Source organism: Geodermatophilus sp. CPCC 205506 (genome assembly GCF_051383635.1).
In the GTDB taxonomy this organism is placed as follows: Bacteria; Actinomycetota; Actinomycetes; order Mycobacteriales; family Geodermatophilaceae; genus Geodermatophilus.
On record NZ_JALPKP010000046.1, the window covers coordinates 16,214 to 38,508 of the forward strand.

At 69.3% G+C, this 22,295-nt stretch carries 21 protein-coding genes; 7 read left to right on the forward strand and 14 right to left on the reverse strand.

Features of this window, described 5'->3' with window-relative positions; genetic code table 11:
* The first annotated feature begins 59 nt into the window (after positions 1-59).
* The 4 genes from MY520_RS21820 (at position 60) to MY520_RS21835 (ending at position 4,112) form a co-directional block, all read left to right on the forward strand.
* Entirely contained in the window at positions 60-1,352 is a 1,293-nt protein-coding gene (locus MY520_RS21820) for a cytochrome P450 (protein ID WP_436694669.1), read from the forward strand.
* A 94-nt stretch (positions 1,353-1,446) separates the two neighbouring features.
* A complete protein-coding gene (locus MY520_RS21825) occupies positions 1,447-1,839 on the forward strand; it encodes an EthD domain-containing protein (RefSeq protein WP_436694670.1) in 393 nt (130 codons plus the stop codon).
* A 238-nt stretch (positions 1,840-2,077) separates the two neighbouring features.
* Positions 2,078-3,106 (forward strand): alcohol dehydrogenase catalytic domain-containing protein, encoded by a 1,029-nt coding sequence (locus MY520_RS21830; RefSeq protein WP_436694671.1) that lies wholly within the window; start codon positions 2,078-2,080, stop codon positions 3,104-3,106.
* Positions 3,107-3,743: 637 nt separating this feature from the next.
* A complete protein-coding gene (locus tag MY520_RS21835; RefSeq protein ID WP_436694672.1) occupies positions 3,744-4,112 on the forward strand; it encodes a nuclear transport factor 2 family protein in 369 nt (122 codons plus the stop codon).
* A gap of 1,116 nt (positions 4,113-5,228) precedes the next feature.
* Here the strand turns inward: MY520_RS21835 and MY520_RS21840 are convergent.
* The 7 genes from MY520_RS21840 to MY520_RS21870 all read right to left on the reverse strand — a co-directional run bounded on the left by MY520_RS21840 (position 5,229) and on the right by MY520_RS21870 (position 12,462).
* Complete coding sequence (locus tag MY520_RS21840; RefSeq protein WP_436694673.1) at positions 5,229-6,722, reverse strand: aldehyde dehydrogenase family protein; 1,494 nt, start codon at positions 6,720-6,722, stop codon at positions 5,229-5,231.
* A gap of 43 nt (positions 6,723-6,765) precedes the next feature.
* Complete coding sequence (locus MY520_RS21845; protein WP_436694674.1) at positions 6,766-7,611, reverse strand: mycofactocin-coupled SDR family oxidoreductase; 846 nt, start codon at positions 7,609-7,611, stop codon at positions 6,766-6,768.
* Between the two features lie 373 nt (positions 7,612-7,984).
* A complete protein-coding gene (locus tag MY520_RS21850; RefSeq protein WP_436694675.1) occupies positions 7,985-8,935 on the reverse strand; it encodes an SDR family NAD(P)-dependent oxidoreductase in 951 nt (316 codons plus the stop codon).
* A 160-nt stretch (positions 8,936-9,095) separates the two neighbouring features.
* Positions 9,096-10,013 (reverse strand): 3-hydroxybutyryl-CoA dehydrogenase, encoded by a 918-nt coding sequence (locus tag MY520_RS21855; protein ID WP_436694676.1) that lies wholly within the window; start codon positions 10,011-10,013, stop codon positions 9,096-9,098.
* Complete coding sequence (locus MY520_RS21860; protein ID WP_436694677.1) at positions 10,010-10,441, reverse strand: Zn-ribbon domain-containing OB-fold protein; 432 nt, start codon at positions 10,439-10,441, stop codon at positions 10,010-10,012. The genes MY520_RS21855 and MY520_RS21860 overlap by 4 nt, the downstream gene beginning before the upstream one ends.
* Entirely contained in the window at positions 10,434-11,528 is a 1,095-nt protein-coding gene (locus MY520_RS21865; RefSeq protein ID WP_436694678.1) for a thiolase family protein, read from the reverse strand. The genes MY520_RS21860 and MY520_RS21865 overlap by 8 nt, the downstream gene beginning before the upstream one ends.
* 73 nt (positions 11,529-11,601) lie before the next feature.
* A complete protein-coding gene (locus MY520_RS21870; RefSeq protein WP_436694679.1) occupies positions 11,602-12,462 on the reverse strand; it encodes a cyclase family protein in 861 nt (286 codons plus the stop codon).
* A gap of 193 nt (positions 12,463-12,655) precedes the next feature.
* On the opposite strand from MY520_RS21870, the gene MY520_RS21875 reads away from it, so the two are divergent.
* Positions 12,656-13,336 carry a TetR family transcriptional regulator gene (locus tag MY520_RS21875; protein ID WP_436694680.1) on the forward strand — a complete coding sequence of 227 codons (681 nt, stop codon included), beginning with the start codon at positions 12,656-12,658 and terminating at the stop codon, positions 13,334-13,336.
* A gap of 545 nt (positions 13,337-13,881) precedes the next feature.
* Here MY520_RS21875 and MY520_RS21880 read toward each other — a convergent pair.
* The 7 genes from MY520_RS21880 to MY520_RS21910 form a co-directional block, all read right to left on the reverse strand.
* Positions 13,882-15,588, reverse strand: a complete 1,707-nt coding sequence (locus MY520_RS21880) for a flavin-containing monooxygenase (protein ID WP_436694681.1) — start codon at positions 15,586-15,588, stop codon at positions 13,882-13,884.
* A gap of 111 nt (positions 15,589-15,699) precedes the next feature.
* Entirely contained in the window at positions 15,700-16,356 is a 657-nt protein-coding gene (locus MY520_RS21885) for a nitroreductase family protein (protein ID WP_436694682.1), read from the reverse strand.
* A gap of 238 nt (positions 16,357-16,594) precedes the next feature.
* A complete protein-coding gene (locus tag MY520_RS21890) occupies positions 16,595-17,353 on the reverse strand; it encodes an acetyl-CoA hydrolase/transferase C-terminal domain-containing protein (protein ID WP_436694683.1) in 759 nt (252 codons plus the stop codon).
* A gap of 439 nt (positions 17,354-17,792) precedes the next feature.
* On the reverse strand, positions 17,793-18,602 hold the full coding sequence (locus MY520_RS21895; protein WP_436694684.1) for a phosphate acyltransferase: 810 nt from the start codon (positions 18,600-18,602) through the stop codon (positions 17,793-17,795).
* 112 nt (positions 18,603-18,714) lie between these two features.
* Entirely contained in the window at positions 18,715-19,482 is a 768-nt protein-coding gene (locus MY520_RS21900) for an enoyl-CoA hydratase/isomerase family protein (RefSeq protein ID WP_436694685.1), read from the reverse strand.
* A complete protein-coding gene (locus MY520_RS21905; RefSeq protein WP_436694686.1) occupies positions 19,475-20,842 on the reverse strand; it encodes an acyclic terpene utilization AtuA family protein in 1,368 nt (455 codons plus the stop codon). Before MY520_RS21905 ends, MY520_RS21900 begins: the two co-directional genes overlap by 8 nt.
* Positions 20,839-21,240, reverse strand: a complete 402-nt coding sequence (locus MY520_RS21910) for an AtuA-related protein (RefSeq protein WP_436694687.1) — start codon at positions 21,238-21,240, stop codon at positions 20,839-20,841. Before MY520_RS21910 ends, MY520_RS21905 begins: the two co-directional genes overlap by 4 nt.
* A 189-nt stretch (positions 21,241-21,429) precedes the next feature.
* Between MY520_RS21910 and MY520_RS21915 the strand changes: the two genes are divergently transcribed.
* Positions 21,430-21,603 carry a hypothetical protein gene (locus MY520_RS21915; protein ID WP_436694688.1) on the forward strand — a complete coding sequence of 58 codons (174 nt, stop codon included), beginning with the start codon at positions 21,430-21,432 and terminating at the stop codon, positions 21,601-21,603.
* A complete protein-coding gene (locus tag MY520_RS21920; RefSeq protein ID WP_436694689.1) occupies positions 21,600-22,265 on the forward strand; it encodes a PaaI family thioesterase in 666 nt (221 codons plus the stop codon). The genes MY520_RS21915 and MY520_RS21920 overlap by 4 nt, the downstream gene beginning before the upstream one ends.
* Positions 22,266-22,295 lie beyond the last annotated feature (30 nt).

Genomic DNA, 22,295 nt, shown 5'->3' on the forward strand with positions numbered 1-22,295 from the left:
CATGACCCTGGCCGGCCCGCCGCCACGGCCACCTCCCTAGCGCCTGAAAGGCGTGAGCGATGACTGATCTGCCCACCTCCGCCCGCGTGCCGGACGACATCGCGCGGGCCGTGATGCTCCCCGGGCCCTACGCGGACGAAGAACACATCACCTACCCGGCACTGGCCTGGTTGAGGAGGAACCAGCCGTTCGGACTCGCCGAGATCGAGGGATTCGACCGGACGTGGCTGGCGACCAAGCACGCCGACATCCTGGAGATCGAGAAGACACCGCAGGTCTTCTCGAGCGCCCTGGCGGACCCGTTCCTTCTGGACAAGGCCGGCCGCGAGTACATGCGGACCACCAACGACGGCAGGCGTACGCAGGACACCCTCGCCTACATGGACGCGCCCGAACACACCAAGATCAAGAACGTCACTACTGCGTGGTTCATGCCGGCGAACGTACGCAAGCGGGAAGAGGCCATCCGACAGCTGGCGAAGGACGCCGTCGACCGCCTGATCACGGGGGAGCCAACGGTCGACATCGTCAAGGACTTCGCCCTCTACTACCCGCTCCGCGTGATCATGAGCCTGTTCGGCGTCCCGCCCGAGGACGAGCCCAGGATGCTGCACCTCACCCAGAGCCTGTTCGGCACCACGGACGAGGACACCAAGCGGGACGACGTCGAGGGTGGCGAAGGCGCCAGCGCACGTGCGTGGAAGGCCACGCTGCAGGACTTCTTCGACTACTTCAACGTGCTGTCGGCCGACCGCCGCCAGTCGCCGACCGACGACCTCGCATCGATCATCGCCAACGCCAAGGTCGACGGCGAGTACCTGCCGGAGTCGTTCGTGAACGGCTACTACGTCGCCATCGCCACCGCGGGGCACGACACCACGTCGTCGACGATCTCGGGTGCGATCGAGCAGTTCTGCCGCAACCCGGAGCAGCTGGACGCCGTCCGCGCCGATCCCGGTCTCGTGCCCGGGGTCGTCGAGGAGGCACTCCGCTGGGTGTCTCCGGTCAAGCACTTCCTCCGTGTGGTCAAGGAGGACACCGAGTTCAGGGGCCAGACGCTGCTCGAGGGCGACGGCGTCATGCTGCTGTACCCCTCCGCCGACCGCGACGAAGAGGTCTTCGAGAACCCGGACACCTTCGACATCACCCGCAAGCCCAACAAGCACATCGCCTTCGGGTACGGGCCGCACCAGTGCATCGGTCAGCACGTCGCTCGTCTGGAGATGCGCATCCTCCTGGAGGAGCTCATCCCTCGACTGGCCAAGGTGGAGCTCACCGGGGAGCCGCAATACGTGGCGGCCAACTTCCTCTCCGGCCCCAAGACGCTGCCGGTACGGATCACTCCCGCCTGAAGACCCGCCTCGCACTCCCACGTCCGCCGCGAGCAGCCGGCGGCGCTTCCCAGAACAGAGTCGACACACCTGAGAAAGAAGGAAGGAGACCACCATGACCGAGGGCCCCTACCTCGCCTTCGAGGTCTACCGCTGGGCAGGCACCACATTCGAGGAGTTCCGCACCCACTACAAGGGCGTGCACGCCCAGATCGGGAAGAAGATCCCTGGTCTCGTCTGGTACGAGTCCTTCCTGAACAACAACGCGCAGGAGGGGTGGCCCGTGATCGGCGGCGCCCCCAAGCCGGACGCCCTCGTTGTGATGCAGTTCGACTCCGAGGAGTCCAAGCGGGATGTGGCCAACTCGCCGGCATGGCTGGAGGCCGCCGAGGACGACATCGGGTTCTGCAGCCACTTCGAGATCTTCGAGGTCGAACGCTTCACCTGGATCCCTGAGGCATCACTCCGCGAGCCGTACGAAGGCGAGGTCTCCGTCGGCGCGAACTGAGCCGAACTGGGCTCGCTGGCCTCCCGGCAGGATGCCACGGAAGGCAACTTCCGAATCCCGGCCTCCGACGACAGGACGGTCCCTACCGACAGAAGGAACGGAGCCCTTCATTCGGCGGGACCAGGACCGTCGGAGTCATCGGCAGCGCCAGCGTCGGTGGCACGCTGGGCCGTGCGGACCGTTTGTGACGTCGCTGGCGCTGTAATGCGCCACCGTTGGACGGATTGGACTGATGTCGATGGCCACCATGCAGGCGTACCAGATAGTCGAGTGGGGCAAGCCCGCTGAGTACCGGGAGGTCCCTGTTCCCGAGCCGGGCGCGGGTCAGCTCCTCGTGAAGATGGCCGGCGCGGGGCTGTGCCGGACGGACCTGCACATCCTGAAGAGCCCGGCTGGGTTCTGGCCGGACCCGCCGTTCACGATCGGCCACGAGAACGCTGGCTGGGTCGCCCAGGTCGGGCAGAGTGTCGACGGGTTCTCCGAAGGCAATGCGGTCCTCATCTCCTCGATGTACTACTGCGGCTACTGTCAGAAGTGCGCCCGAGGGATGCACGAGCAGTGCAGGAACATCGGCCTTCCAGGCTATGGCATCGGCTACGACGGCGGCCTGGCGGAATGGATCCTGGTCGAGGCCAAGCATGCGGTCCATCTCGGAGCGCTCAGCCCGGTGACGGCTGCGCCTCTGGCCGATGCAGCAGCAAGCTCCTACCACGCGGTGAAGATGATGCTGGACTTCTTGGTGCCCGGCAGCACCGCGGCAGTCATCGGCGTGGGTGGACTGGGGGCCTACGCGGTCCAGTACCTCAAGCTCCTCACGGGGGCGCGGATCATCGGAGTGGATGCAGTGCAGGATCGCCTCGATGACGCGGGTCGGTTAGGTGCACACGACACCGTCTTGTCCGACGAGGGCACGGCCGAGAAGCTCCTGGAGCTCGTGCCTGAAGGTGTTGATGCCGTCTTCGACTTCGTGGGCCGGACCGAGACCATGAGCACCGGCGTACGAGTCCTCAGTCAAGGCGCACGGCTCGTGGTCGCCGGCATCGGTGGCGGCGAGATCCCGATGGGCTGGGAGAAGATCGCGATGAACGCCGGGTTCATCAACACCCGAGGGTTCAACGTGTCTGACCTCAACGAGATCGTCGCCCTCGCCCGCGACGGCAGGATCGAGATGGCAGCGACCCACTTCCCCTTCGACAAGATCGAGGACGGCCTGCAGGCCCTGGAGACGGCATCGGTGAAGGGGCGCGCTGTCGTCACCTTCGACTGACCGGTGGTTCACGACCAGGGGTAGCCATACCACGTTCCGTGGTATGGCTACCCCTGGCGCCGGGCGCTCGTCAGGCGTCGGGAGTCCGGATCTCCGAGGCGGCGTCACAGATTCGTCCGCACTGCTGCCAGTACGCATGCCTCGGTCATTGACTGGCGGCGCCAGCCGGCCCGACTTGCGGAGTAGAGACAGCTCTGCCGCGCTCAGGCAACCCCCAGTCACATTCGAGGGGTTCGTCGCCGTTCGCCGATGTGCCGTTTGCGCAGCTGAGCGCCCTGGGTCGTGCGCCTGCGTGCGCCTTGATTCGCCGCGGTTCGAAGCGCGTTGCTGTACCGGTTGCTGTAGTTCTCCCCCGCGCTCGGGCGCGTCATGTGGACGCCGAGTCTGCGCTGGGAGGGGCTCCGACCGGGCGGCCACAGCAGCCTCAGGGAGCCGTCGGCCGGAGTCATCGCCCCCGCCGGGGCGAGTTGCAGGAACGGAGGCCGTCTTCTCCGTCAGTGAGACGCGTCCTCGCGGGGTGACCGAGTACGACCTCGAACTCGCCCGCCGGATCGACGCGCTCCTCCCCGGCTGAGCGGCTCCGTGCCGGGTCGTTCGCCCCTGCCTGCGGCCAGTCGTCCTGCGTAGCGTGCCCGGGGTGACGCTGACCGTCGGGAGCGCCGCCGTCGAGCGGTACGCCGCGGCGTGGCGCGAGACCGATGCCGCCGCGCGCCGGACGCTGCTGGACACGTGCTGGGCCGAGGACGGTGTCTACTGCGACCCGCTGAACCGCGCCGAGGGCCGCGACGGGTTGTCGTCGCTGATCGGGTCGTTCCAGGAGGGGAACCCGGGCGCGCGCATCGACGTCGTCAGCGGCGTCGACGAGCACGACGGCTACCTGCGGTTCGCCTGGCGGATGCTGGCAGCCGACGGCTCGGTCGCACTCGAGGGAACCGACTTCGGCGAGGTCGGCGGCGAGGGCACGCTGCGCCGGATCGTCGGCTTCTTCGGCCCGCTGCCGACCTGAGCCGGGTGGAGCCCGACGGCCGCAGCGCTGCGTGGACGGCTCGACCCACTCCCCCGTTTCGATCTTGCCGATCGGCTTCCGCAGGCCGCAGCGGCGTCCTTCCGCGTCCTGAACCCCTCGCTTGAGGACGACCCGCTTGGCCCCCTCCTTCCGCTGGGCGGTGAACTTGATCAGGAAACGCGGACCGGCTTGGCCGCGTACTCACTGATGCTGCCCTCACCTGCCTGACGTCGCCGTGGCTCCGCCACCCACGTACCTCTCACCGGGCCCCTCCAGCGACCTGACCTCACGGCACGCAGACTCCGGTCGGGTGAAATCCGGGATCCTGGCGCCTCCGCCGACAGGTGCCATCGAAGGACCGGTTGCGTCGCCGCCCCGGCTTCGCCGGTGGGAGTCGAGTCCCACGACACGGGCCTACTCCCGACAGAAGGCCTCCGGGTGCCGGAGCCGCAATCTGTGGAGGAACAGGGAGGCTGTGGATCAGAGACCAGCCGCCGCGTCGGCGCTTCCCCACACGGCTTCCTCATCGCACGACTCCGACAACGCGGGCCTGGAGGGCACGACTACGCGCGGGACGCGCGCTCCACGGCCGGGGTGACGTCCTCTCGGCGAGTGGAACGCACGACCACACTGCCGGTGCACAGATCGACATCGACGAGTCCGTCTCTCTCTGCCGCAGCGATCATTCGCAGGGTGAACCGCTGCCGTCTCAAGGCGTGAACCGTCGTCACGTGGTGGTGCTGCAACCACGTCAGTAGTTCGCACTGCGTTCGCGGTCTCGAACGGGGGAAGGGGTGTCCTGTGCGTGCGGCTCCCATCCCCCCGGCGCGGTCGACGGTGCAGTACCCGTGGTGCCGGCACGGGACGAGGTCTCCGACCTCCGGCACGAAGCTGCGCGCTTCGTACGTGAGAACCGTGCCGCAGGTCAAGGTCGCGCTGTACATCCGATCAACCAGTTCGCCGACAGCGGGAGCAAGAGGCCCGTCACACCGCGTCCCATCTCCCCAGTCCGGCTCCCCGGGTTCATCCGGCGACTTGGGACCGGGCTGAGCGGATGCCTGTCGTCGGCGGATCCGCCCAGCCCGGCTGCTCGGGTGCGCGTCGCTAGGACGCTGCTCAGACCGGCGCCTCGAGGAACGACCCCCCGCCTGGGAGCAGCATCTGCTTGAGGTCGGTGAACTCCATGATGCCCTCGGGTCCACACTCGCGACCCCAGCCGGACTGCTTGACCCCGCCGAACGGCTGGTTGAGCGACATGCCGGCGAGGTTCACGCCCACGGTCCCGGAGCGCAGTCTCCGGGCGATCGCCAGCGACTCCTCCACGCTGTTGGTGTACACCGACGCCGCCAGGCCGTAGATGGAGTCGTTGGCCATCTCGATGGCCTGGTCCATCCCGTCGTACGGGATCAGCGCGGTCACCGGGCCGAACACCTCTTCACGCGCCACCGTCATGTCGTTGGTCACGTCAGTGAGAAGCGTCGGCTCGTAGTACCAGCCGCGCGGGAGTTCCGGGGGACGGCGGCCGCCGAAGGCGACAGTGGCACCCTCGTCGATCGCGCCGGCCACGTAGGCCTCGGTGCGCGCCCGGGCGCGCTCGACGGCCAGCGGGCCCCGGTCGGTCTCCGGGTCGAACGGGTCGCCCACCTTGAGACCACGCATGAAGGACTGGAAGGCCTCGGTGACCTCGGCGTAGCGCGCCCGCGGGACGAGCACGCGCGAGAGCAGCACGCACACCTGCCCGCAGTAGCTCGTGGCGCCCTCTCCGAGCGTCTGCATGACCGCATCCAGGTCCACGTCCTCGGCGAGGATGGCCGGTGACTTGCCGCCCAGTTCGAGCGCCGTGCGGGCAAGGCGCGCCGACGTCCGCTGGACGACGTCCTTGGCGATCGTCTGGCTGCCGGTGAGCGTCACCATGTCGATGTCCGGGTGGCTGACGAGGTACTGCGTGACCGGCGTGTCGGCCGGCAGGAAGCTCAGCACTCCCTCGGGGAGGTCTGCCTCCCGGGCTGCGTCCGCGATGATCCGCGCGGTCAGCTGGCACTCCGGCGCGTGCTTGACGACCACCGGGCAGCCAGCGAGCAGCGCCGGCACGACCTTCATGCCGACGAGGGAGACCGTCCCGTTGTAGGTGAGGATCGCGAGCACCGTGCCGGTGGGCTCACGCCGGACGATCGCGTCACCCCTGTCCTCCTCCCACGCCATGCCTTCAGCGGCCTTCAGCGAGGCGTTCCAGGCCATGACGGCGGCACCGCTGTTCAACACCTGACCGAAGCTCAGCGGCGTGCCACACTCCCAGGCCCACGCCCGGTTCAGGTCGTCGATGCGGGCCTCCATCGCCTCGCAGAACCGCCTGACCCGCGAGATGCGCTCGGCGGGCGCCATCCGTGGCCACGGGCCGTGGTCGAAGGCGTAGCGCGCGGCCCGGACCGCGGCATCCGCGTCACCCTCTGTCGGAAGGGCGACCGTCGCAACGACCTCCTCCGTCGAGGGGGACACGACGTCCCACGTGGCGTTGCCGGCGCTGCGCCGCCACTCACCGGCGATGAACACCTGGTCCAGCCCCGGGATGTCGACGTCCACCCTGCTGCTCGGTACCGACTGCGTGGTCATGACCGCTCCTCGTTGTCTCGGGGGTGGGCGGTGCCGGGACGAGTCATTCGGAAGCGCCGATCTTCTGGAGGAAGCCGGCGTCAACGGGCAGCGAGATGCCGGTGACGTAGCGGGCTTCGTCGGAGGCGAGCCAGAGCACGGCGTTGGAGATGTCGACGGGTTCGACCCAGGGCACCGGCAGCACGTTCAACGAACGGAACGCGGATGCGAACTGCTCCTTGGAGGGGTTCTCCTCGCTGGGGAAGAACAGGTTGTAGACACCCTGGTGGTGGATCATGTTCGTGTTGACAGCCGTGGGCTGGATGTTGTTGACCCGGATGTTGTGACGGCCCAGCTCGTTGCACAGAGTCCGACAGAGACCGACGACCGCGTGCTTCGCCGAGACGTAGTGGGCCAGGTTCTCGAAGCCCATGACGCCGCCGTTGGAGCTGGTGATGATGATCGAGCCGCCGTTGCCGGCCTCGAGCATCGCCGGAACGGCGGCCTTTACGGTCTGCCAGACCCCGGTCAGGTTGACGCCGATCATGTCGTCCCACTGCTCCTGGGTCAGTTCCCAGGTCTTGTTGACGCTCCAGATGCCGGCGTTGGCGCAGACGATGTCGAGCCGGCCGAACTGCTCGACGCCCCGAGCGACCGCCGCCTGCATCGCGTCGGCCTCGCGCACGTCGGCCTCGACGGTGACGATGCGGCGGTCGAGCTTCTCGACCATTCGTGCCGTCTCCGCCAGGTCCTCCGACGAGGCGAGCGGGTACGGCACCGTGTCGATCTGGTGACAGACGTCGACGGCGATGATGTCCGCGCCCTCCTCGGCGAGGCGGACAGCATGCGAGCGCCCCTGGCTGCGCGCCGCGCCGGTGACGAGCGCGACCTTGCCCTCTACACGACCCACGGTCTCCTCCTGGTGTGTTGGATCAGTACGGCGGCGACCGCTCCGTCGCGCAGGGTCGTCTGCGACGCCCTCCGGACGGACGGTCCGTGACACATGGCATGGGGTGACAACTCGCGCGGTCCGCTCGTACCGGTCCTCAACGCGACCCACAGCCTCGGCGAGGTCGTACGTCTCCGCCGTGTGCTGCACCACAGCATCGTCGGTAACGCGGTGCCCGTCAACACTTATGTTGCCTAATTCCGCGGAGCGCAGGCCCGCGCCACCGGAACGGGCCCCGGACCACGGACGCCTGGCGCGGTGGCCCCCTGCGGCCCCTGGGGAGCCCGGGCGCCGGTCGAAGGGCTCTGCGTCCGGTCCGACGCACACCGACCGGTCAGCCGTCGGCAGACGCGCGCTGGCTGCGTCCCACGAGGTCGAGCAGACTGTCGCGCAGGCTGCTGGGGAACGTCAGGTCGCCGCGGTCGCCGACCTGCGCCCAGTTCTCCAGCAACTGTTCGAGAGACGCCCCGGGGAACCCCCAGCCCGCCGTCTCCGCGATGAGCACTTCCCGAACCAGGCCGCCGGCCGTCGTGTGGACCGTGCCGGTCACGGGACACCGTTCGTGGGCCAGCAGCATCACCACCGTCGCAACGTCCTCGGGCATCAGCCCGTCGAAGCGATCGGGCCCCACGATGGATCGCGCGGGGACTCGGCTGGAGGGACGACCGGCCCCGGGCTTGCCCATCGGCGTGGCCGCCAAGGGGGCGAAGGCGTTGGACCGGATCCCGAGCCGATCCCCTTCGAGAGCGACGGAACGGACCAGACCGGTGAGCCCGGCCTTGGCCGACGAGTAGTTCAGATGTCCGACGTTGCCGAACAAGCCAGATCCTGAGCTGGCGTACACAAGCCGGCCGCCACCCTGCTCGCTCATGAGGGGCCACGCTGCCGCGGTGAGCAGGTAGTGGGCCTCCACGTTGACTCGGAGGACCGCGGTCCAGTCCTGCACGCTGAGCGACCCGATGTCCCCGTCACGCAACATGCCGGCGTTGCTCACCACCGCATCCACCCGCCCGAAGGCCTCGCGCGCATCTGCCAAGAGGGCAGTGGCACCAGACTGGGTGGAGACGTCGTGCAGGCTGGCGACTGCGGCGCCCCCGCTGTGGGTGATCGCCGAGACCACCTCGTTCGCGGGTACAGCGGCGGCTGCACCCCCTGGCGGCAGGTCGTTGACCACGACCAGGGCACCTCTGCTCGCGAACTGCGCTGCGAAGGTGGCTCCGAGGCCGGACCCGGCGCCCGTGATGACGACGACCCTCCCGTGGAACCCCAACTGCCCTACACCCATCGATCGCCCTCACCTCCGACGTTGACCCGCATGGCCGTGGACTCACCTGGGAACTCGTCCACGTGACTTCTCGGGCAGCGCGTCGGGGCACAGGTCTCCGCGCCGTTCCGACACCCCGAGTCAGCAGGGCCCGCGGAGTGGTGGCGCTGGGCAGCGTGGCTCAGCTGTAGCTGTGGAACCCCCGGCCGGTCTTCCGCCCCAGCAGGCCCGCCTCCACCATGCGATTGAGGAGTGGAGGCGGCGCGAACGAGGGCTCCTTGAACTCCTCGTACAACGACTCGGCCACCGCCTTGGTCGTGTCGAGCCCGATCAGGTCGGCCAGCGCCAGCGGTCCCTGTGGGTGGGCGGCACCGCGCACCAGGCCCTGGTCGATGTCCTCGGCGGTCGCGAACCCCGACTCGACCATCCGGACAGCCGAGAGCAGGAACGGAATCAGCAGCGCATTGACGACGAACCCCGCCCGGTCCTGACACTGGATCGGGTGCTTGCCCAGGGTGTCCGCGACGAAGGCCCGGACGCGCGCAGTGGTGTCGGGGTCGGTGAGCAGGCTCGGCACCAGCTCGACGAGGGACAGGACGGGTGCCGGGTTGAAGAAGTGCACTCCGAGCACGGCTTGCGGCCGCGAGGTGGCGACCGCCAGCTTCATGATCGGGATGGATGACGTGTTGGATGCCAGGACGGCCTCCGGATGGGCGACGATCTCGTCCAACCGACCGAAGAGCTCCGTCTTGACGTCTGCATCCTCCACGACCGCCTCGACGACCAGGTGCCGGTCAGCGAGCCGGTCGAGGTCGTGCACGACCCGCACGCGGCTGAGCACTGCATCGGCATCGGCGACCTTGCCCCGCTGCTGCGCGCGCCGCACGGAGCTCTCCAACCGACGGCGCCCCGCGTCCACGGCCGACGGACTCGCCTCGACCACGGTCACGTCCAGGCCTGCTCGAGCGCAGACCTCGGCGATGCCGGCCCCCATGAGGCCGCAGCCCACCACGCCGATCCGGTCCATGTTCGCCGCCACCCCGGTGACGACCTCCGTGGGGGCATCGGCGAGACCGCTGCCGGGCGGACGGTCGGTCATCCGGACGCTCCCCGTGCCGATGGCGGCTGGTGGAAGAACAGCACCGGCTCGGCCCCGGCTCGCCGGACCTCGAGACGGGCCTCCTCGCCGATGCGGGGGTCCTCATCCGTCACGGCGGAGAGCGCCACGAGGCGAGCACCGTCGGCCTGCGGGAGCTCCACCAGCGCCAGGACGTAGGGAGGTTCCAGCCCTGGTCGGGCGACGGTCGGTCGCACCACGCGGGTCCAGGAGTGCACGACCCCGGACGTCCCCACGTCGTCCCATTCCCACGTCTGGCCACCGCAGGCGGGACAGGCCGCGAGTGGGTACCACTGCCATCGCCGACACCGGTGGCACCGCGTGATGCGGATCAGTCCATCGCCCAGGCTGCGGCGCCACCCGCTGTACACCTGGCCGTCCGAGACATCGGTCAGCAGCCCCTCAGACATCGGTCCTCCGGAAGAGCAGGCCGGTGTACTGGCGGCCGGGCCCCGCGCCCACGAACGCCGTGGCCGCGTCCGCGACCTGGTTGCCAAGGGCCTCGTGCCGCAGCTGCCGCACCGCCTCGGTCACGTGACCGGCCCCGAGGAGGTAGCCGTGAGAGAGCAGCCCGCCGTGCGTGTTGGTCGGCAGCGTGCCGCCGACCTCGAGCTGTCCACCGGCGATCCCCTCGAGGGTGCTCCCGGGTCCGGTGATGCCCAGCGCCTCCAGCTGGACCGCTGTGGCCACGCTGAAACAGTCGTACAACTCGAACATGTCTGCGGACGAGACCTCCTGGCCGGCCCGGTCAGCCACCTGGGTGGCTGCCGCCGCCGTGGCGGGCAGACGAGGCAGTTCGCGACTCTGGGTGTAGAACGCCTCGTCGGGCAACGGCTGGACGGCGTGCCCCCAGCCGGCAAGTGTGACCACGGCCTTCTCCCCCGGCACGGCACTGTCGGCCGAGACGACCATCGCCACGGCACCGTCGCTGAGCAGCGAGATGTCCGCCCGGCGCAGTGGTTGAGCGACATACGGCTGCGCGCGGTATGCGTCGGACCCCAGGTCGTCGCGCGCCTGAGCCGAGCAGTGCCGCTGGGCGTTACGGCGGGCAGAGACGGCGATCTGGCACAGCAACTCCTCGAGCTCAGCGGGTTGGAGGCCGTACTGGTGCGCGTACCGGGTCGCCATCGTCGCGAAGTACAGCGGTGGCCCACTGAAGCCGACCGGGTACTCCACCTCCCGCTTGGCATCCATGGCGCCGTGGATGCCGGCCGGCCCGGATCCGTGCGTGCCCCAATCGACTCCGAAGTAGGTCAACACGTGGCGAGCGAGCCCCGCCTCGACGACGGCATGCGCCTGGGCCACCGCGAGCAGGATGCCCGCGCCCACGGGACTCGACAGCCCCTGGTACCGCAGGGAGTCCAGCCCTAGAGCGGGAGCCAGCTTGTCGACCGGGAGGACCGGTGGCGTGAGCATCGCCTCGGTGATGACGCCATCGATGTCACTCCGGCCGATGCCCGCGTCGGTGATCGCGGCGTCGATCGCCTCGAGCAGCATCGACTGCGCCCGACGTCCCGACCTCCGCTGGGGGTGGACCTCGCCCAGGCCCGCGACGACCGCGGTGACCACGTCAGAACACCACCACGGGCGCCAACGGACTCGCGGTCGCCCCGACGATGTTCAGGGGACCGAGAGTCAACATCCCCGCCACGGCCGCGCCCTCGAAGCCGGCCAGATCCAGCAGCTCCACGAAGTAGACGCCGTGGTCGCGCAGCAGCCTGACATGCAGCGGGACGGCGCACGTCGGGTCGCTCGCCGGCGCCATCTCCACGCCGATGTTGTCGGCCCCGATGATCGAGAATCCGCTCTCGAGCACCCAGTCGACCGCGTCGACGTCCAGGCCACCCCACCCCAGCTGGTTCTGCGCACCGGCCGCCCAAGCGTCGACCCAGCCGGTCCGCAGGAACAGCGCATCGCCTCGTTCCGGCGCGAGCCCGGCGGCATCCAGCAGCGAGCGGACGTGATCCACCGAGACCGGTTCCGCCACGTCGAGCCACGGGCGCCCCCCCGGCACGGCGTCGACGATGAGGACGCGCGTCACAACCGGGCCCGCCTCCTCGATGCCGAGCCGTTTCGCTCCCCGGCTGGTCACCAGATCGGCGGGGATGCCGCCGTACATCGTGCCGTCCTGCCACACATGGCAGAGCGCGTCCATGTGGGTCGTCCCATGGGTCGGGATCAGCAGGACGTCGTCACTGAACGAGAAGCCGTGCCGAGCGGGCGCCACCGCCGCATCTCCACCGTCTCGGACCATGAAGTGCTGTGGCGGCTGACGTCGGGGCCCCACCGGCCCCTCGCCATTGCGGATGGGAAGGCCCAGGCTGCGCACCTCGAACGTGCTCACGGCAGCCATGGCTCGCTTGATGGCCGCCCCGTCGATGTTGGCCAAGGCTCCTCTTCCGGAGACCTCGCTCATCAGGTCCGCACTCATGAAGCTTCCTCTTCCATCCCTCTACCGGGCGTCGTCGCTCTGGACCATCCTCACGGCGGCGCGACGGTCTGTCAACATAAATGTTGACGAGAGGCTGGCGGCGCCTCACCGTCATGTAGCGTGACCGCGTCAACACTTGTGCTGGGCTCGTCACGCGCCCATCCGTCATCACGCCAGGAGAGTGCAGGGCTTCATGACGAGCGACATCGGCCGCCGCCGTGAACTCGCGGCCCAGGAGCAGAGCGCGGTCTACCAGGAGCGTCGGGAAGCGCTGATGAAGGCCGCGGCTGAGACCTTTCGCGAGCAAGGGCTGGACGGGGCGTCCTTGATCGACATCGCCCGTCGCGCGGGCCTCGATCGAGCCAGCCTCTACTACTACGTCGGCTCCAAGGAAGAGCTCTACCGCACCGTCGTGGAGAGTGTCGTTCGCAGGAACCTCGAGCAGGTGCAGGCCGTCCTGTCAGGAGCTGGGACGGGCGCGGAGAAGCTCGCTGAGATGATCCGGCGCCTGATGAGGAGTTATGCGGAGCACTACCCGCACCTCTTCATCTACCTCGCCGAGGACTTCGGACGCCAGGGACCGACCCGGCGACAGGGCCGCAGCTCGGCCAAGGTCGCAGAGACGCAGAGCTGGCGGGCGGAACTCTCCACAGTGGGCGATCAGTACTACGCCGCTGTGCGCGACATCGTCGCGGAGGGATTCCGCGACGGCTCGCTGTCGTCGCCCCTGTCTGCAGGGATCGTCGCGCACGGCGTCATCGGCATGGTCAGCTGGGGTCACCGGTGGTTCGACCCCGCGGGCAGGAGCACTGCCGAGGAGATCGCCGAGGGCTTCGCGCAGATGGTCCTCGATGGCTTGTCCCCGACGTCCTGACGACCACTGCTCAGCCTGATGTCGGCCGAGCGCCCGGCCCCGGGCGCTCTCGCTCGCGAGGCCTGCCGGCTCGGTGGACTGTTCGACAGGACGCTCTGCTCCAGGCGAAGCCGGAGTCAGCGGCGCGGTCGAGGCGGCGGCGCTGGAGCGGGTGGCCGGGATGACTCCTGGTGCGACTCGATCGAGGGCACGGTGGCGTGAGCGTTCACCTTCGGTCCCACCTGCCAACTCGACAGCGATGCAGCCGCTTTTGCGACCGGGCCGGCCGCGGCGGCGCCGTGGGTCAGCCTGGCGCCGACCGGGTCACCTACATCGACCTCGATGAGGACACCCGGGAGACCGCGGCAGCGCCGAGCAGTGCGCCGTCCACGACTCCATCGAGGTCGCGAACCTCAGCGGGTTGATCGCCACGATCAGTGCGGCGATCGCGGCGCCGATGATCGCCGCACCCCGGCCGCGAAGGCCGACGTCGCCTGGGGCGCCGCCGGCGAACTGACCCCGTCCGGCGGACACCTCGGTGTCCGCCGGACGGGGTCACGTCAGGATCAGGGAACCCGCTGAGGTGCCGGCGTCATCGTGAAGCTCGGATAGCCGTTGGCTGCTTCTTCAGCGACGAGGCGGCGGTAGCGCACGGCACCACCCGTGTAGACCAGCATGCGAGGCTTGTCGTCCCGGGCGATGTTGCGGTTGAACCCGGTGAACCACGACTTGGCCTTACTCATCAGGACCTTGTCGTTGACCTCCGCGACATGGTCGAGCCAGGCCTGCTCTGCTTCAGGGGTCACCGCGACCCTCACGATGTCGTGCTCCAGCAGGTACGAGACGAAGGGTGTCATCCAGTTGACGATGTCCTCGATGGCCCGCGGGAAGTTGGCGCCCACCGACCCGGACTGCGGGCCGACGAGCATCAAGAGGTTCGGAAAGGCCGTGGTCTGCACGCCGAAGGCGGTATCGGGTCCGGCAGCCCACTTGTCCCGCAGTCGGACGCCGTTCTCGCCGACGAAGTCGATCCGGTCGAAGGCGCCGGTGACCGCATCGAAGCCGGTGCCGAAGACGATGATGTCGACGTCGATGTCGCGGGTGTTCTCGCCGTCGCCGATGCGGATGCCGGTGGGCGTGACCTCTCGGATCGGCGTCTCGTTGAGGTCCACCAACTCTACGTTCGACCTGTTGTAGGCCTCGTAGTACCTGGTTTCCAGCGGAACGCGCTTGGTCCCGAAGCCGTGGTCCTTCGGGATCAGCTTCTCCGCGACGACAGGGTCCTTCACCCGCTCGCGGATCTTGCCGGCGATGAACTCCGTCAGTTCCGCGTTGGCGGCTTCGTCCATCAGGGTGTCCCGGAAATTGCCCAGCCAGATGCCGAAGCCGGGTGAGTTGTAGAGCTCTTCCCACCGGGCGAGTCGCTCCTCACGAGTGACGTCCGTCGTGTGCCGTCGATCCGGGCGATGGATGAACCCGTTGGGGGATTCGAAGCAGCGCCGGAAGATCTCGTCGTAGGAGTCCTTGATCTGCGCCATCTCTTCGGCGCCGATGGGGCCGTTGTGCAGGGGTGCGCACCAGTTGGGATCGAGCTGGAACACCGTGAGCTGCTCGACCTGGTCGGCGATCGTGGAGATCACCTGCACCCCGGTCGAACCGGTGCCGATGACGGCGACCCGCTTGCCGGACACGTTCAGGTCCTCCGGCCAGTCGAAAGTGTGGAGGGCCCTCCCCTGGAAGGTCTCCAGGCCGGGCAGCCGCGGGCTGGTCGGCACGGACAGCATCCCCATGGCGGTCATCAGGAACCGCGTGGTGATCTCCCGACCGTCTTCGGTCCGCACACGCCACTGCAGGTGGTCCTCGTCCCACGTCGCACCGACCACCTTCGTGTTGAACTGGATGTGCTCACGAAGGTTGAACTTGTCCGCGACGTGGTTGAGGTACCGCAAGGTCTCCGGTCGGGCCGCAAATCGCTCCGACCAGTTCCACTCCTTCAGCAACTCCGGTGAGAACGAGTAGCCGTAGGTGAAGGACTCCGAGTCGAACCGGCATCCGGGATAGCGGTTGCGGAACCAGGTGCCGCCCACGTCGCCGTTCAGCTCGAGGACCGTCACCTTCACGCCCATCTCGAGCAATCGGTACAGCTGGTACATGCCACACACACCCGCACCGATGATCACGAACTGGTACTCCGGCTCGGCTCGGCCGGACGCCTCGGCGCCCGCTGCCTGGTCTGCGATGCGGAGGGACCCACTCAGAGGCTCGTTCACCATAGCGTCAGCGTAGGTGTTGACGGAATTCTCTGTCAACACCAGTGTTGACGATCAAGAGGCGTGGGCCCTGGGCAGCTCGCCGGGTGCCGACGTGGCAGCCGGGTGAGCCGATCACCAGCGGTCGACGTGCAGGACCTGGTCGAGCGGCTGCCGTGGCCCAGGCCGGAAGTCCGTGCCGAGCGTGTAGGCAACCGGGACGAGGGCTGCCTGCGTGCACTCGGCGAAGGGGATGCCGAGGATGTCGGCGACCTCCTGCTCGTACCGCAGGTGCGTCGTGGTCCACGACGAGCCGAGGCCGCGTTCGCGGGCCGCGAGCATGAAGCTCCAAGCGGCCGGGATGATCCCGGCCCAGTAGTTGGCCTGCCGGTGCGCAGATCTCAGCCGCTCGACCCGGCCGGTGGCGACCGGGATGAGCAGGCAGGGGACGCGGTGCAGGTGCTGCGCCAGGTAGGCCGCTGAGCGGAACACCCTCTGCTGCGCCGCGTGCCGGCCGGCGTCGTCGGCGGGCATCCGCGCCGGGTTCAGCGGGCCGGCCTCGTAGTCGGCGAACGCCTTGCGGTAGACCGCCGCGACCTCCGCGCGGCGGTCCTCGTCCATCACCACCACGAAGTGCCAGGACTGGTTGTTGCTGCCGCTGGGTGCCTGCAGGGCGATCTCCAGGCAGTCCCGGATCACCTCCGGCTCGACGGGCCGATCCAGGTCGAGCCGCTTGCGGACCGCGCGGGTCGTCGTCAGCACCTGGTCGACTCGCAGTCCGAGCGTGCTCATGCCTTCTCCTCCGCCGTCGTGCCTGACCGCCGCGCCGCGGTCGCCCGGTGGCCGAAGCGCCGGCCGGGGAACACCCACCCCCCGCCTGGGGCCGGGCACGGCGGGGTCGTGCCCGGAGGTCGGTGCCGTATCCATCGTCCGCTCCGCTCGCGGCCGGCGTTGACCGACGACCGCGTGTCCGCCTCGATGGCGTTCTCGGGCGGAGAGGCCGGTCCCCCATCCCGGCTTGGCTCTCGAGTCAGAAGATGCGTTCCAGATCCGACCGCCAGCGGCGCAGCGACTCGCCCTTCACGGCCACACCGTGCTCGGTGACGACCGCCCCGACGTGCTGCGACACCAGACTCACCGCATCCAGGCGGTCGACCAGAGCGGAGCTTCCGGACGGGCTGGTCGAGGGCAGCGCAACCACACACAGCCCGCCCGGACTGGCGGAAGCGCCTGCCGCGAAGTCCGGGGCTCCGCCGAGGCCGGAGACCTGCCGTCCGGCCACCCGCTCGGCGTTGACGTTGCCTGCGCCGTCGATGTTGAGGGCGCCGAGCACGGAGATCAGTCGCTCGTGACCGGACAACCACGACGGGTCGTGGATCGTCGTGGACGGCAGGAGGCGCACCCGGCGATCCCTCGCCGCCCAGTCGGTCACCTCGCGTGGTCCGATCACCGACATGCCGACCACGTCGGCGGAGGCATCCAGCACACCCGCCTCGGCGAGCCGGCAGGCGCTGTCGGCGAGGGCGCCCGACACCAGGCGCAGACCCCGCATGTGCCGGCACTCGTCGGCGAGTGCGTCCGCCACCTTCCCCACCCCGAGGGAGAGCGTGCCCCGCGGAGGAATCAGGCTCGCGACGTGCGCGGCGATCCGGCGGCTCACCTCATCGGGCTCCGTGGACAACCCGCGGAAACCCGACACGGCCGGCGCAGGCACCACGACGTCGGGCGAGCGGACCGTGGCCGCTCCGCGCACGAGCGGAAGATCGCTCATCTCCTCCAGGACGAGCACCCTCGCCACGTCCCCGGCGAGCTGGAGGTAGCCGTTGATGACGCCCAGCGAGTGGGCCCCCGAGGATGTCGGCTCGCTGCCGACGGCGATCAGCGCGTCGAGGCGGAGACCTCCGTCGAGCAAGGACCGGCAGATCTGGAAGTAGGACTGCCGCTCGTAGGCCAGACTGGGTACGTCCCGCAGCCCGCGGCCCGGCATGAAGGTCCTGACCTCTACATGCGGCCGACCACTCACGTCCGTGGGCAGCGGTGTGCGCCGCACCCCGAGGAGCAGCCGCACCGGATCTTCTGCGGCGGGCGGCCAGAGTTCCAGGTATCGACGGATCCCCTCCGACGGCTCGACCAGCCCCTCGGCGCACAGGACGGTCCTCATGGACAACCGACTTGCCCCGGCCTGGCGAGCAGGCACGGGTGCGTATCCGACGTCGGCCCTGATCGGCTCACGAGCGCGCCGTCGTCCGGCGGGAAGCCAGATAGGACGCCAGGAGCAGGCTGTCCACCCTGGTCTGCAGGGAATCCCCGCGGCTTGGCAGCGCGATCGGCACCCTGGCCCCCAGCACGACACCCATGGCGCGCCCCGTCGCGCCGATGATCGCCTTGCTGGCCATGTTGGCGGCGTCGATGTTCGGAGCCAGGAGGATGTCCGCGTGGCCGGCCACGAGGCCTCCGAGGGACTTGTTGCCGGCCGCCTCGACCGAGAGGGCAGCGTCGAGAGACAGCGGCCCGTCGACCTCCACGTCACCGAGTTGTCCTCGCCGAGCCATCACTGTCAGGAGGGCGGCGTCCACGCTGCTCGGCAGACCGGGCTTGACGAGTTCGACCGCGCTCAGGACGGCGAGCCGAGGTCTACCGGTGCCCAACGCGCGCAGCGCCTCGGCGGAGTTCCGGACGATGTCGGCCTTTGTGGCGAGGTCCGGCGTGATGTTGACGCCCGCGTCAGCGAAGGCCACCGTCTTCCCGGCGTAGGCCGGGGCCTCGATGACGTAGAGGTGGCTCGCCACGCGCCCGGTGCCGAGCCGTTCACGTCCGAGCAGTCCCTTGAGCAGGTCCGCGGACGCGATCGAGCCCTTGACCACGTAGTCCGCCTCGCCGCCGGCCACCCGGGCAGCGGCCTCCGAGGCGGCGGCCGCGGACGAGTCCGCGTGAACCACCTGGACGCGGCCGGCATCCAGGGTCGAGACATCCAACTGCTCCTCGATCCGGGCCTTGTCACCGACGAGGACGGGGCTGACGTGCGCCCAGTCCCCCACGGCCGCGAGCGCCCCCAGGACGTCCCCGACGTACGGTTCCACCACCACCGGCCGGCCGGCCGGCTGAGCAGCGATCCGCTCGAGCAGCGCCGAGTAGTTCTCCACCGACGCCCTACCTCCGGGCCCGCTGCACGAACGCGTTTACGCCGTCGTGAAACGAGACCGACGAGAACAGGAGGGAGCGCAGTATCGAGCCGGACTCCAGGCCGACGCGGTAGTCCTCCACTCCCCCTGCCCGGACGGCCATCTTCCCCAGGTGCAGCACGTGTGCAGGAACCTGGAGCAGGCGGTCGAGGTAGGCGGAGAGGAACGAGTCGAAGTCCGACTCGTCGACGACCTCGGCCACCAGTCCCAGCTCGCGGGCCCGGACGGCATCGATCTTCTCGCCCGAGACCGAGAGGGCCATCGTGTTCCGCGCACCGATGGCACGCACCAGCGCAGGCGCGATCACCATCGGGAAGGCACCCAACCGGATCTCGGGACAGGCGAAGGTCGCCGTGCTGGACGCGACCGCGATGTCGCACGCCGCGGTCAGCCCGCACCCTCCGCCGTAGGCGCCGCCCTCGACCGCGGCGAGCGTCACCCCTGGCAGGTCCTCGAGGTCGAGGAACAGCTGACGGAAGGACGCCGTCGCCTCGAACTGCTCAGCGGCGTCGGTGGTGAGGGACTCGTGGAACTGCCGGATGTCTCCTCCGGCGCTGAAGGTCCGGCCCGCGCCGCGGAGCACGACGGCGGAGGCTGTCCGGGCGGCCGGCGACCGCAGAGCCGCGGAGAGGGCCTCGATCATCGGGTCGCTGAGCGGATTCTTGCGCTCGGGCTCGTTGAGCCAGATGACGTGGACGTCGCCGCGTTGCTCGGTCCGAACCAGGGGCTCACTCATGGACGACCCGCGTCACTCGCACGTCCGGCTCGACCAGCTCGCGCGGCACGAGAACGCTCCACTCCCTCAGCACCTGGCTCACCACCGAGCCGCCGCGCAGCCCGCCGACGAACGGGAAGCTGTTGATGGCCAGCGGCGGCAACAGCTTGGTGAAGGCCTGAGCCGCGGCACGGTCGTCGGTGCGGATGGCGACGCGCATGACCACCTCGTTGAGGTCGGCCGTCGGCGCCGTGGCGACACCGCCGTGCAGCGAGTTGACACCGACGAACTCGACGTGGGACTCCCGGACCGGGATCTGCTCGATCGCGAGCTGCTTGAGCAAGATGTCGGCCGCACGCTCGGCCTTGTCCAGTGCGTGGGGAAAGGCGAACGGGAGCGACACCGACGCCATGTAGCCGTCGGCCAGGCCGGCCATCATCTTCAGCGTCGACGGCGCAGGACGGCCCCGCACCCCGGTGACCTCGACCTGGTCCGGACCGACATCCACCAGATCGACGTCGGAGAAGTCGGCCGTCACGTCGGGCGTGAGATAGGTGGCGGGATCGTGGATCTCGTAGTACAGCTGCTCCTGCAGCGTCGCCCGGCTCACGCGACCCCCTGTCGTCGGCGGCTTGCTGACGACGATGCGGTCGCGGCTGACGTCGGCGACCGGATAGCCGATGTCCTCGAGGTTCGGCACGTTCCACCAGTCACCGCCGAAGTTGCCACCCGAAGCCTGGCCGCCGCACTCCAGCAGGTGACCGACCACGATGCCGCGGGCCACCGAGTCCGGGTTTCCCGGGTCGACGATGCCCTTGGCGATCAAGGGAGACAGGTACAGCGACGTGTCGGTGGCCCGCCCGGTGATGACGAAGTCACTCGGTTCGGCCAGCGCCTCCACCTGCGGGGCGGCCCCCAGATAGACGTTGGCGAACAACGGCTTGGTCGGGAGGTCGCGGTACTGCTGCCCGGTGTCGCGATCGGAGAGGTCGACACCAGCCGCGTCCCACTCGTCGAGCCTGTGCAGCACGTCGTCGCCGGTGACGGCGTTGGCCGACGCGTCCGCGAATCCGGCCGAGGCGCACGCGGCGACCACGGCACGGGCAGCGGCCAACGGGTTGAGACCCCCGCCGTTGCTCAGCAGAGTCGTGCCCGACTTCCGGGCAAGGGGCAGCAGCGAGGCGAACAGCGGCGGCAGGTCCCGCGCGAAGCCGGTCTCGGGGTCCCGTGCCCGGTCCTTCGACAGGATCGCCAACGTGAGCTCCGCCAGCGCATCGAAGGCCATGTAGTCGACCTCCATGGACTCGAGGGTCCGGTGCGCCGGCCGGGAGGCGTCGCCATAGAAGGCCTGGCCGGCAGCCAGGCGGAGGGAGGTCGTCATCGTGCGTCCTTCTTCGGAGGGCCGGCGAACAGGGGGCTGGACTCTGCCAGCGCGGCCGGGATGCCCCGCACCGTCATCCGGAGCAGGGCCGAGGCCATGGACTTGCCGAGGTTGTCGCTGCGCAGGCTGCTCGAGCCGCCACCACCGAGCGCGTCGTGGCACACGAACTTGTAGGCGAACACGTTGGGGATCACGTAGCGCTCGACCCCGCCGTGCACCAGAGGAGCGAGGAAGGCCCGCACCGCATCCGCGCTCAGCTGCTCGTCGCACAACCGGAACAGCTCGGCGTCAGGGAAGAAGACGGTGATGTCGGAGGTGTCGCCCTTGTCGCCGGACCGCGCCTGCGCGAGCCGGTAGAGGGGCAGGTCGACGGTTCCCCCGTCTGTGGCGGTCGTCATGCCGCCGAACGGTAGGTGCGGAGACGAGTGGCTGTCAACACTTCAGTTGACCGACGTCCACCCGACGGTCCCGGCGCCGGGACAGCCCTTCAACACAAACGTTGACAGGTGTCCCGCGTCACTGGCAGCCTGACGGCCACAGCAAGCGGCGCGCCGTGTCGGCGGCCCGATCACGACTCTGGAGACGCGGTGAACGACACGACCGACTACTTCCGTGCCGCGAGGAAGCAGCCGGACGGCTGGGAGTACCTCCTCGAGGGGGCTTGGCACGCCCCGCGCGTGCCCTGCCGGTGGAACTCGCCGAGCACATCGCCGGCGACGCCGCTCTCCTCGACCAACGCACCCGGCGAGGGCGAGCGTTGACCAGCGACGCGCCGGCGATCTGGCATGCCGCCGAGGAGCTCGGCCCGGCCGACGACGTCGTCCGGTTCGACCCGTGGATCGATGACCTCGACTACCGCGGGGGAGGCCAGGAGTACGCCGACCTCGTGGCCGAGTTCCGACGGTTCATGAACGCCCTCGCGGCCTCGACGCCACCCGCAGAGGAGATGCGACAGGTGTCCTCGGGGCTGGCGCGGCTGCGCTCGACACTGGAACGGCACCGGTCCGGCCGCGGCGCCGGGTACAGCGGGAACAGGTACGACCTGGCGGGCCGCGGCCATCCTCACCTGATCCCGGCACACGTCACGCGATGGGCCACGAACGAACTCCAGGCGACGGTGGTCTTCGGCGCTGCCCACATCGGCAGCAACGACGCCGTCCACGGTGGCATGCACCCGCTCCTCTTCGACGAGGTCCTCGGCCGGCTCGCCAACACCAACCGCCGGACGCGATGCCGGACCGCATACCTGAAGACCGACTACCACAGCGTGACCCTGCCGGACGTGGCCTACGAGCTGCACGCGACGGTCGACGAGGAAGCCGGTCGGAAGCGCTTGCTCTCGGCCCGCCTGACCGGCCCCGATGGCGTCCTGACAGCCAGCGCGGAGGGCCTCTTCGTGGCCCTGCGGGAAGGCGCCCCCTGAGGCGCGGTCAGGCGGCCGCGTCGGCGCCGA